Genomic DNA, 11,168 nt, shown 5'->3' with positions numbered 1-11,168 from the left:
GGACCCAGTGAGGTTAGCAACCCTGTTCTGGGTCCTGGGTCGGGGCCCAGGATGACGTTTTGCATTATTTTAGCTCTATTCAACTCCTGATTCGCATTAATCGCTAATCGACGCCCAATCCGTATACTCCCCCGACCAACCAACCCCGCAAGCTCATGTCCCTTCCCGCCACCCCCTACACCTACCAGATGCTCATCGCCGGCCGATGGGTCGAGGCCCGCAGCGGCAAGCGCTACACCTGGAACAGCCCCGCGCACGACGTCCCGGTGGGCGATTACCCCGAGGCCGGCGCGGAGGATGTCGACGCCGCCGTCGACGCCGCCCGGAAGGCCTTCGACGAGGGGCCCTGGCCGCATACGCCCGGCGCTGAACGGGCGAAGATCCTGATGAAGGTGGCGGATGCCATCCGCGACGACGCGGGTGAACTGGCGCGGATCGAGGTGCTCGAAAGCGGCAAGCCGATCTCCCAGGCTCGCGGCGAAATGGAGGGCACGGCCGGCCTGTGGGAATACGCCGCCACCCTCTGCCGGCACCTGTACGGGGACACGTACAACAACCTGGGGAAGGACATGCTCGGCCTGGTCCTCCGCGAACCCATCGGAGTCGTGGGGATGATTACCCCCTGGAATTTTCCTCTGCTCATCATCTCCCAGAAACTCCCCTTCGCCCTCGCCGCCGGCTGCACGGCCGTGGTTAAACCCAGCGAATGTACACCCGGGACGACGCTCCGCCTCGGCCAGATCCTGATGGACGCCGGCGTGCCCGATGGGGTTGTCAACATCGTCACCGGGTTTGGCAACCCGGCCGGCGCGCGGATCGCGGATCACCCGGAAGTAGACATGATCTCATTCACGGGGTCGACCGCCGTCGGCAAAAAGATCGTCGGGGCCTCGCAGGGCAACCTGAAGAAGGTCTCCCTCGAACTCGGCGGCAAAAACCCGCAGATCGTGTTCGGCGATGCGGACCTGGAGGCCGCGCTGGACGCCGTCGTTTTCGGGGCCTATTTCAATATGGGCGAGTGCTGCAACGCCGGCAGCCGGCTGCTCGTCCACCGCTCCATCGCGGAGTCGTTCACGCAGGCCGTCTACGAAAAAGCGCGGACCGTCCCCGTCGGCGACCCGCTCCTGGAGGACACGAAGGTGGGGGCGATCATCAACGAGGCGCAGTTCGACAAGATCATGCATTACATCGACGCCGGCCGCGGCGCCGGGGCCGACCTCCTCCTGGGCGGACAGCGGATGACGACCCCGCAGGGCCGGTTCATCGAGCCGACGATTTTCCAGAACGTCACCGCCGACATGCCCATCGCGCGGCAGGAGATCTTCGGCCCCGTCCTCTCCGTCATCCCGTTCGACACCGTCGACGAGGCCATCCGGATCGCCAACAGCACCACGTACGGGTTATCGGCTGCCGTGTGGACCAAAAACGTCGAGCACGCCTTCCAGGTCGCCCGCGGCGTCCGCGCCGGCACGATCTGGATCAACACGTACATGGACGGCTACCCCGAGCTGCCGTTTGGGGGCTACCGGGAGTCCGGCCTTGGGCGCGAGTTGGGGCGATTCTCGATCGACGAGTTCTGCGAACTAAAAACCGTCCAGCTGCATCTGGGGCCTCGCACGAACTGGTGGCACCGGGGGTAGGTGTAGGGTTCGAGGTTTAAGGTTCATGGAAGTCGAGGGCGGAGGAGAGGCCCGGAAATCCACCATGGGTTTCCTTTTTCACGCCCGTGCCCTATCGTACGGGGGCCTCACTCCCACCGCCCTGCACGCCATGCCCGATACCCCGTTTCACGCTAAAAACGTCCGAATCGCCCAGGTCGCCGAACCCTTCGACGCCATCGTCGTCGGCTCCGGCATGTCTGGCGGCATCGTTGTGAAAGAGCTGACGGAGTTGGGCCTCAAGGTGCTGCTGCTGGAGCGCGGCCGGCATGTAGAACACGGCGCCGGCTACATCACCGAACACAAAGCGCCCTGGGAATTTCCCTATCGCGGCGACGTGCCGCCGGCCGTCGAGCAGCGCGACTATCCCATCCAGAGCCTCCACTATTCGTTCAGCGACGCCACGAAACATTTCTACATCAAGGACAACGAGCGGCCCTACATCCAGGAAGAGCCTTACCGCTGGATCGCCGCGAACGTCGTCGGCGGCCGTTCATTGCTCTGGGCCCGGCAGTCGTACCGCTTGAGCGCGCTCGACTTCCAGGAGAACGTACGCGACGGCTACGGTGTCGATTGGCCGATACGCTACGAGGACCTGGTGCCGTGGTACGAACACGTCGAGCGGTTCGTGGGGATCACGGGCTCGGCGGAAGGACTCCCGCAGCTACCGGACAGCCTCTTCCTTCCTCCGATGGAGATGAACGCCGTCGAGAAGGCGTCGAAAGCCCGCATCGAGGCGGCCTTTCCAGAGCGCAAGCTGATCATCGGGCGGGCGGCCGTGCTCACGCAGGCGCACAATGGCCGCGCCGCGTGTCACTACTGCGGCCCCTGCGAGCGGGGGTGCTCGACGGCGTCCTACTACAGCACCCTCGGCGTGGCGCTTCCTGTGGCGATGGCCACCGGCAACCTCACGCTGCGCCCCCACAGCGTCGTCCACAGCGTGATGTACGACGCCGCCACTAATCGGGCGACGGGCGTCCGGGTGATCGACGCCGAAACGAAGGCGATGACGGAGTTCGCCGGCCGGCTCGTGTTTCTCTGTGCCTCCACGATGGGCACGGCCCAGATCATGCTGAACTCGACCTCCCCTGCGTTCCCGAACGGCATCGCCAACTCGAGCGGGGTGCTCGGGCATTACCTGATGGATCATCACGCCCACCTCGGGGCATCCGGCGCCATCGAAGGCTACATGGACCGGTATTATTACGGCAACCGCCCGAACGCCCTGTTTGTCCCGCGCTTCGTCAACCTCGACGAAACCACCCGCCGGCCCGGCTACGTGCGTGGATTCGGCTTCCAGGGCAGCGCCAGCCGCTCCAGCTGGGGCCGTGGCCGCTCGATGCCCGGCTTCGGGGCCGACTTCAAGCGCGCCCTACGCGACCCCGGGCCCTGGTCGCTCGGCCTCGGCGGCTTCGGGGAGACGCTGCCAATCTATGAAAACCACTGCCGGCTGGACTCGGACGCCGTCGATGCCTGGGGCATCCCGCAACTCCGCATCCGCTGGACGCGCGGCGACAACGAGCGGGCCATGCGCCAGGACATCCTCGACACCGCCGCCGAGATGCTTGAGGCCGCCGGCGCGAAAAATATCCGCACGTACGAAAACGAAAGCCCGCCCGGCTTCGGCAACCACGAGATGGGCTCCGCCCGGATGGGCCGCGACCCAAAAACCTCTGTCCTAAACGCCCACAACCAGACCCACGACGTGCCCAATCTGTTTGTCACCGACGGCGCCTGCATGACCTCCGCCGCCTGCCAGAACCCATCGCTGACCTATATGGCCCTCTCCGCACGTGCAGCACACTACGCTGCACAGGAAATGATTTCGGGGCGTATATAAAGGTGTTTTGAGCCACTTAGAGTCTATTTATTACCTCCCTATTTTAATGAGATTGGGCCCTATAGGGGACATAATTCCTGAAATGGCCATGAACCAAAGACTGGCGTCGCACCGCGACGCCGCATGATAGCCCCCGTGCTTCAGGGGCACGGCCCAGACGAACTACTCGTTGGGTTTCCTACGCTTGGCGCACCTCAAGCGACACGATAGGGTGTCGCTTTGCCGAGAAAACCGCGTGCAGGATGCCCATGTCTACGGCTAGCTTATCCTGGAACAGGAGCGACCTGTTTTCTTTCAGCAACCACGGTGATCGCCTTGTTAATCCCGTCGCGCAACTGCTGAAGTAAAATAGGTTTCCCGATAAATGCATCCGCTCCCACCTCTAATGAAAGCGCCTCCATTTGAGGAGTCACCTGTGCGGAAAGGACGATGATATACGGCTGCGGGGCGTCTGCTCGCTCCCTCAACGCTCGGATCGCCGCCTGCCCATCCATTCGCGGCATATGCATATCCATGATAACAACATCGAAGAAGTGTTCCTCTGCCGCATCGATTGCTTTCTGCCCATCATCCACGAACCGGGCCTCGTAACCTAGCGCACTCAACATACGCCGTATCACGTATTGATTTGTCAGGTTATCCTCGGCAACCAGGATCGAGATCGGGGATCGATCCTTACTTATTGCTTTACCCGATGGCATAGCCGTTAGCACAGGTGAAGACCGGGTGCTCGTGTTCTGGTAGGCTACGTCTGTTGCCGTTGCCCGTTTCGTGTCAATTTTTGAAACCAGATCCCGTAAGACATCGCCTAATTTGATGGAGTCGATGGGCTTCGCGAGAAAGGCATGCATGCCTACTGCCAAACAGGTATCCCATCGTTCCTTCGTGACGTCCGCCGTCATGGCAACGACATACGGGCGCGATTCAGGGGCCCAGCGTTGCATGATTTCCCGCGTCGTTTCAATGCCGTCTCGCTCGGGCATACGGAGATCCATCAGAACGATATCGTATTGACGCTGCTCGAGGGCTTCCAGGGCTTCTTGACCGTTGGCCACTGCATCGGCACGGTACCCCATTCGGTCAAGCATCATCAGGATCACGCGTTGATTCGTGGCATTGTCTTCCGCCACAAGGATGCGATAATGGCCTGCCTCGCCAGGGAATCGTACCATCGGTCGCGCACCTATCTTCTCGGGAAGCACCGACGCGCCCAGGGCATACCCTACCGTCTGACAGAGTAAAGCGTGCTTCACAGGCTTTGTAAGCGTGGCGAGAAACAGATCAGGCTGTTTAATGGGTATCGATCCCATCGAGCTGAGTAGAATTCGCGGGACATGCGGAACGACCGCCTGCATCTGTCGAGCCAACGCCACCCCATCCATACCGGGCATCTGCATATCGAGAATGGCGGCATCGAAGGCGCTGTCGCGTTCCAGGATGCGTAACGCTTCCGACCCAGAGGCGGCTACTACTACATCGAGCCGCCACGCCCCGAGATGCTGGCGCAGAATCCTTCGGTTCGTATCGTTGTCGTCCACCACAAGTACGCGTTTGCCGGCAAAGGCCTCCTGGTTTGTGCATGGAAGTGGCCTGCCGAACAGGATAGCCGGCCTGGACGGTATCGTGAAATGAAAGGTAGACCCCTTTCCTTCCTCACTTTCCACCCAGATCTTTCCGCCCATCGCGTCGCACAACCGTCTCGAAATGGCCAATCCAAGACCCGTTCCACCAAACTCACGCGTGGTGGATGCGTCCACCTGGCTGAATGACTTGAAGAGCCTGTCCATACGATCGGCCGGTATGCCGATTCCGGTATCCCGGACACTCACGTGCAGCAAGAGAGTATCGTCGCCGGGGTTAGGCTCCATCGTCAGTTGGATGACCACTTCGCCGGCTGCCGTGAATTTGACCGCATTTGATATGAGGTTGGAGAGTACCTGCCTCACACGAGTCGTATCCCCAAAAATGGCTTGCGGTACCCGGGGGTCGGCGGAATAGGTGAGTTCGAGCTTCTTTTCCGCCGCTTTCTGTGCGACCAGATCCAGTGCTTCCTCTACGCATAGGCGCACTTCAAACGGATATTCCTCTATTTCGATCTGGCCAGATTCGATTTTTGAGAAATCGAGGATATCATTGACGATCGACAGCAGCGAATCTCCTGAATTGCGTATGATCTGGGCATATTCTCGCTCCATCGAACCCAGATCGGCGTCCAGCAAAAAACCTGTCATGCCGATGATGCCGTTGAGCGGGGTCCGAATTTCATGGCTCATCGTGGCCAGAAATTCGCTCTTCGCCGTGGCGGCCTGTTCGGCCAGTTCCTTGGCCTGTACGAGTTCCTGTTCGTAGTGCTTCCGGACAGTGATCTCTTCCTCCAGATCGGTCTTGCGCTGCTCCAGTTCGTTTTGCGAACGCCCTACCTCCTGGATCATGTGGTTGAAGGCATGCCCAAGCAGCCCCACTTCGTCGCTCGAGGTCACCTCGACCCGCAACGCCAGGTCACCCTTCCCAACACGCTTCGCGGTTTCCGTTATGTTTTGAAGTGGACGTGTAATAAAATTGCTCACCACCATCACGAGCCCGACCCCCACGACCAGGAGTATCAGGCAAACCAGCGTTATCGTTTTTCTTGCCTCGTTCACGCGCTCTCTGGGCTCCGACAGGGACAGCCCTAACCAGAGGTGCCCCACGACGGTACCCTCCATCTCGATCGATGCATCGCGTTCGTAGAGTGACAGTTCTTTTGCGCGGGACAACGTCATGACCATGATCGGAACGGCACTTATGCTCGTGCTATCCGACTGTATGTACGATGAGACGGTGGCGCCGGCCTCATCCGTTATCACCAGGTAGACGAGGTCCTTATTAAGCCGGGCAATGGACAGTGCCTCCTCAACCGTCGCTTTGTCCTCGAAATACAGACCAGGGGCGGCACTGTACGCAACCATTTCGAGAATATTTTGCGATCGAAGGCGAACCTCTTCCAGCGCGTACACCTCGAACTTTCGGGGGAAGAACGAGAAAATGAACAGCGCGACCAGCGCTACAAGCAAGGCGGTGGCGAGGGTCAGCTTCGTTCGAATTCGCGGAGCGAAAAATCGTGATCCCGGTTCTTCCGTCATGTGTGTACTTTGAACAATTTTATTCCGAAATCAGGCGCGCCAGTTGGAGAAGCCGGCCGCTGAATTGTGCACCCTCGGCCATTGCACTGTCGGTGTTTATGACAATTTCCGGCTTATTGTCTTTCTGGTCGATGCCAACACTCAATCCCTGATAGACATACTCGGGCGTAGAAGCGACGGTGAGGATGCCCCTTTCTTTGCTCATGGCTGCCACTTCGGCCACGCCGAGCGCCCGAAGTGGGGTTATAAAGAGCACGTCCGCGGGTTGCCGATCGAGCGCGCTTTCAAGATCCGAGAGATTTTCGATGTCGAGTTCGACAAAACGGACCGACACACCCTGAATGGTCGCCGGCGCTTTGTCGCGCTTGCTCATCTCCATGAAGGCCTCTTTGATCGCCCGCGAGGTACGGAATCGATCTTGATACACTACGGCAATGACGATCTCTTCGCCCGACCGCTCCACAAGCGATCGGTCGAACGATAGGATCTTGAAGATCAGCGGGTATTGAATCTCAATCGGGACAGCAATATCCTGGGCGCTCGCGGGCATAGGGCACATGAGCACCAGCGTCAGTAGCACGCTCATGACCACGCTACCGCCGCCTCGACTGATGATAGATCGTTCCATGTTACAAGCTGAGGCTGAGGCCGACGTGAAAGGCCCGACCGTCCTGAACGATGCGATCCTGTACGTGTTCGAAACCTCCCGGGTAGGCATAGGATGCGTTGAAGATGTTCCTGACCCGAAACTCGATGGCTAATCGATTGCTCTTTTCATGCAAGGATACCTTCGCATCCGCCAGTAAAAAAGGAGACGTCTGGGTATCGTATACCGTCCTGCGGGCACTCTCCCGTCGCACGATGATCGACGACGTAATTCGTGGGGCCAGGGGGATGACGATGCCGCTTTTGAGCAAGTGGCGGGGCGAGTTGGAAAGTGTACGGCCCGACTCCTTTTCTCGGGCATCCTGAAGCGTGTAGCTTGCAAAACCGCGCATGCCGGCCGGCATGCGGATATTGAGTTCGGCCTCCACGCCGTTCGCTCGCACCCGGAAGGCATTAACGAATGCATTCAACGAATCGACGGGATCGTTTATCGTATCGATGAGATCCCTCATGCCGTAATTAAACAAGGCGACCGAACCGGACAGGGCGCGCGATACCTGTTGCTCCCAGACGAGTTCTGTGGTACGGATGCGTTCAGGCCGCAGGTTCACGCTCCGCTTAAAATCGGCGATAGGATCTTCGTAATAGAGCTCATTCGGTGACGGCGCGCGAAAGGCTTCGCCATACAGCGCTTTGATGGCGCCACGCTCCGAAAGTTTGTACAAAAGCGCCGCTCGTGGCGAAAAAGCGCCCCCTACAAAAGAGTTCTGGTCGCGCCGCGCACTTGCCGTTAGCACCAGATCGTGGACAATTTCATACTCCGCTTGAGCAAACGCGCCCCAGAAAGAGTAGGGTGCGTCAAACGACGCAAGCAACTCGTCTTCGTCCTTGTACAGATAGGATGCGCGCATATGCCGTTGCGCATCGAGGCCAACGATCATGCGGAGGGCCGCGTTGGGATCCCAACGAAACTGCACTTCCCCACCGACCCACCGACTGCGGGCCTCATCGCCGGCTTCGTAACGTACACCTTCGAATTCATACGGAATGGTGCCGTCGTAGACGTAGGAACTCGCGTATGCGCGGGCGAATACATGTTGCCCTCTCTTAAGATCACGACCGTAACTCATCATCGCGCTCGTCATCCCATCCCGCGTCGCGCTCTCTTTATCGTTGAAAAGTGCGCCCCATGCACCAGTTGGGACCCCCTTTGTACGATCATTCGACCGAACTTGCAATGTCGCGCCCCGAAAACCAAGGCTGTCTAACACTTCATGGCGACGATCCCAGTCCAGGTTCCGAGCGATGCCATTATTGGTCTCGGGGCTGTCATATTCCGGGAAATACAAAGAACCACCGCGTGCGCTGGCCCATCCCCCTGCCACCAGAACGTCCAGCCCGTTCGAAAACCGATTGGAAACGACGGCTTGCGCTTCCTTGTTGTTCTGACTGCCTGCCCGCAGGCGCACATCAACGCCTTCTGTTTGGCGCTTCTGGAAAATATTGATGACGGCAAACATCGCACTTGTTCCGTAAAGCGCCGATCCAGGACCGCGCACGATCTCGATACGGTCGATCGCGGCAAGCGGGATGCCCAGGTCCGATCCGATGCCGACTGCGGTGTAGGTCGATTCATTCATTGCGGTCCCATCGATCAGCACCAGCAACCGGTTGTTGAAATCGGTCGGGCGACCAAACCCTCGGACGCCGGCGTAATCGTAGTTCCTGTCGTAGCTCACATAAAAGCCGCGCTGACTCGCGAGAATCTCGGCCAGCGTCTGGTACCCGTACTCCTCGATGTCTTTCGCCGTGATAATCGTCACTGAAGCCGGGGCGTCCAGCACCTTCTGATCATACTTCGCCGCCGAACTAACGGGCATGGCAAGTAGCGATTCCAATTCGAAATCGACGTCGGTGGTATCGCTTTGCCCGTAGGCTCGTTGTGAGCCAGGGAGTGCGATCAACACAAGGCATACGATTGGGAAAATAGAGTGCATAACCAGGATATAGAAGGTTCACTAGAAAGACGCTTCGCGAGGCACAGCGGGACATTGGTGCGTCGCTGCGTAATGTCACCTCTTTAATCGACCGAACTGCCGGCATCTTTACGGGCGCATCAGGCGAATCGCGGTTGTTCCAACCCGAACGCACAGCTCCATGCCCGGAAAAGACCAAGATAAAAGGCAGACTAGACGTTTCCTGAACCCGGCGCCGATGCGGGGCGCCCTGCGCGGTTGCATGTGTCCGAACGGTTCCTGAACATAGTGCCTGCAACGTCTACACCGTCGTTCGCGACACGATCATCTGTCTCTACGCCATCTATGTACGACATCGTCCTTATTGGAACCGGCGCCGGCGGCGGCACGCTGGCGTATGCGCTCCGCCATGCCGGCGCGTCCATCCTCCTCATTGAGCGGGGCGATTACCTGCCACAAGAGCCCCAGAACTGGGACCCCGAGGCGGCCTATTTCCAGAGCCGGTACAAGACGACCGAGACCTGGGAGGATGCCTCCGGCAACACCTACCGGCCAGGCATCCACTACTTCGTGGGCGGCAACACGAAGGTGTACGGCGCGGCCCTGCCGCGTTTCCGGAAGGAAGACTTCGAGGCGCTGGAGCACGAGGGGGGCACCTCGCCGGCGTGGCCCGTTTCGTACGACGAACTCGAGCCCTACTACGCCGAGGCCGAGCGGATCTTCGGCGTCCACGGCGAGGCCGGCGGCGACCCGACCGAGCCACCACGCTCCGGGCCGTACCCCCATCCCCCTATCCCGCACGAGCCCTACGTCGCCGACCTCGCCGGCCGCCTCGCCCGGCAGGGCCTCCACCCGTTTTATTACCCGATGGGGATCGACCTGCGCCCCGGCGGCGCGTGCATCCGGTGCAAGACGTGCGACGGCTTCCCCTGCCATGTCCTCGCCAAAAGCGACGCCGACACGCGGTGTGTCCGCCCCGCGCTCGAAAGTCCGAACGTGACGTTGTGGACCAAAACGAAGGCCCGCCGGCTGCTGACCGACGCCACGGGGCGCGTGGTGACCGGAGTCGAGGTGGAGCGAAATGGGGAGATCGAGACCGTGTCGGCCGGCCTCGTCGTCGTCGCCTGCGGGGCCGTCAACTCGGCCGCGCTGCTGTTGCGCTCGGCCAACGGGGCGCACCCGAACGGGCTCGCCAACAGTTCCGGACTCGTTGGGCGGAACTACATGGTGCACAACAACGCCGGCCTGGTGGCCATCGACCCGCGCCGGCGCAACGACGTCGTTTTCCAGAAGACCCTGGCCATCAACGACTTCTACCTGCGCGGCCCAGGCTTCCCCTATCCGATGGGCAACCTCCAGCAGGTGGGCAAGGTGCAGCCGGCGATGATCGCCCCGGTCAAGCCCCACGTCCCCCGGTTCGCCCTGAAGTGGATGACCGACCGGAGCACCGACTGGTGGGTGATGTCCGAGGATCTCCCCGACCCCGCGAACCGCGTCGAACTCACGCCGGCCGGCGGGATCCGCATCCACTGGAAAGCGAACAACCTCGTCGCCCACAAAAAACTCCAGCAGGCCGCTTCAACGATGCTCAAAGAGGCCGGCTACCCGTTCGTGTTTATCGAGGAGATGGGCATCGCGACCAACTCCCACCAGTGCGGCACCGCCCGCTTCGGGCACGACCCCGCCACGGCCGTGCTCGATCCCTACTGCAAGGCCTTCGACCTGGATAATCTCTACGTGATGGACGCCTCCTTTTTCCCCTCCTCGGCCGCCATGAACCCGGCGCTCACGATTGCCGCGCAGGCGTTGCGGGTGGGGGAGAAGATCGCGCCCGTAACCGGACATTCTTAACACATTATGTCGATCATTGTCGGGTTACGGTTGAACACGCCCGCCACGTTGTCGGGTTACGGTTGAACACGCCCGCCACGTTGTCGGGTTACGGTTGAACACGCCCGCCACGTTG

At 60.3% G+C, this 11,168-nt stretch carries 6 protein-coding genes; 3 read left to right on the top strand and 3 right to left on the bottom strand.

The window, feature by feature from the left end; all coding sequences use genetic code 11:
• The first annotated feature begins 155 nt into the window (after window positions 1–155).
• Entirely contained in the window at window positions 156–1,640 is a 1,485-nt protein-coding gene (locus tag SH809_01260) for an aldehyde dehydrogenase family protein (GenBank protein MDZ4698306.1), read from the top strand.
• 130 nt (window positions 1,641–1,770) lie between these two features.
• Entirely contained in the window at window positions 1,771–3,498 is a 1,728-nt protein-coding gene (locus SH809_01255; protein ID MDZ4698305.1) for a GMC family oxidoreductase, read from the top strand.
• A 263-nt stretch (window positions 3,499–3,761) separates the two neighbouring features.
• On the opposite strand, the gene SH809_01250 is transcribed toward SH809_01255, so the two are convergent.
• The 3 genes from SH809_01250 to SH809_01240 are packed head-to-tail and all read right to left on the bottom strand — an operon-like array spanning window position 3,762 to window position 9,193.
• Window positions 3,762–6,620: a response regulator gene (locus SH809_01250; GenBank protein MDZ4698304.1), complete on the bottom strand. Its 2,859-nt coding sequence runs from the start codon at window positions 6,618–6,620 to the stop codon at window positions 3,762–3,764.
• Between the two features lie 19 nt (window positions 6,621–6,639).
• On the bottom strand, window positions 6,640–7,248 hold the full coding sequence (locus SH809_01245) for a YfiR family protein (protein ID MDZ4698303.1): 609 nt from the start codon (window positions 7,246–7,248) through the stop codon (window positions 6,640–6,642).
• Window position 7,249: 1 nt separating this feature from the next.
• Complete coding sequence (locus SH809_01240) at window positions 7,250–9,193, bottom strand: TonB-dependent receptor (GenBank protein MDZ4698302.1); 1,944 nt, start codon at window positions 9,191–9,193, stop codon at window positions 7,250–7,252.
• A gap of 354 nt (window positions 9,194–9,547) precedes the next feature.
• On the opposite strand from SH809_01240, the gene SH809_01235 reads away from it, so the two are divergent.
• Window positions 9,548–11,053, top strand: coding sequence for a GMC family oxidoreductase (locus tag SH809_01235; protein MDZ4698301.1), 1,506 nt, complete (start codon window positions 9,548–9,550; stop codon window positions 11,051–11,053).
• Window positions 11,054–11,168 lie beyond the last annotated feature (115 nt).

This window comes from Rhodothermales bacterium, from assembly GCA_034439735.1.
Lineage (GTDB): Bacteria > Bacteroidota > Rhodothermia > Rhodothermales > JAHQVL01 > JAWKNW01.
Note: the sequence above shows the minus strand (reverse complement) of the source record. Positions and strands in the feature narration are given on the sequence as shown.

Bases quoted from the DNA above. Each gene is read 5' to 3' on its own strand.
- SH809_01260 (MDZ4698306.1), top strand. From the start codon at position 156: ATGTCCCTTCCCGCCACCCCCTACACCTACCAGATGCTCATCGCCGGC.
- SH809_01255 (MDZ4698305.1), top strand. From the start codon at position 1,771: ATGCCCGATACCCCGTTTCACGCTAAAAACGTCCGAATCGCCCAGGTC.
- SH809_01250 (MDZ4698304.1), bottom strand. From the start codon at position 6,620: ATGACGGAAGAACCGGGATCACGATTTTTCGCTCCGCGAATTCGAACG.
- SH809_01245 (MDZ4698303.1), bottom strand. From the start codon at position 7,248: ATGGAACGATCTATCATCAGTCGAGGCGGCGGTAGCGTGGTCATGAGC.
- SH809_01235 (MDZ4698301.1), top strand. From the start codon at position 9,548: ATGTACGACATCGTCCTTATTGGAACCGGCGCCGGCGGCGGCACGCTG.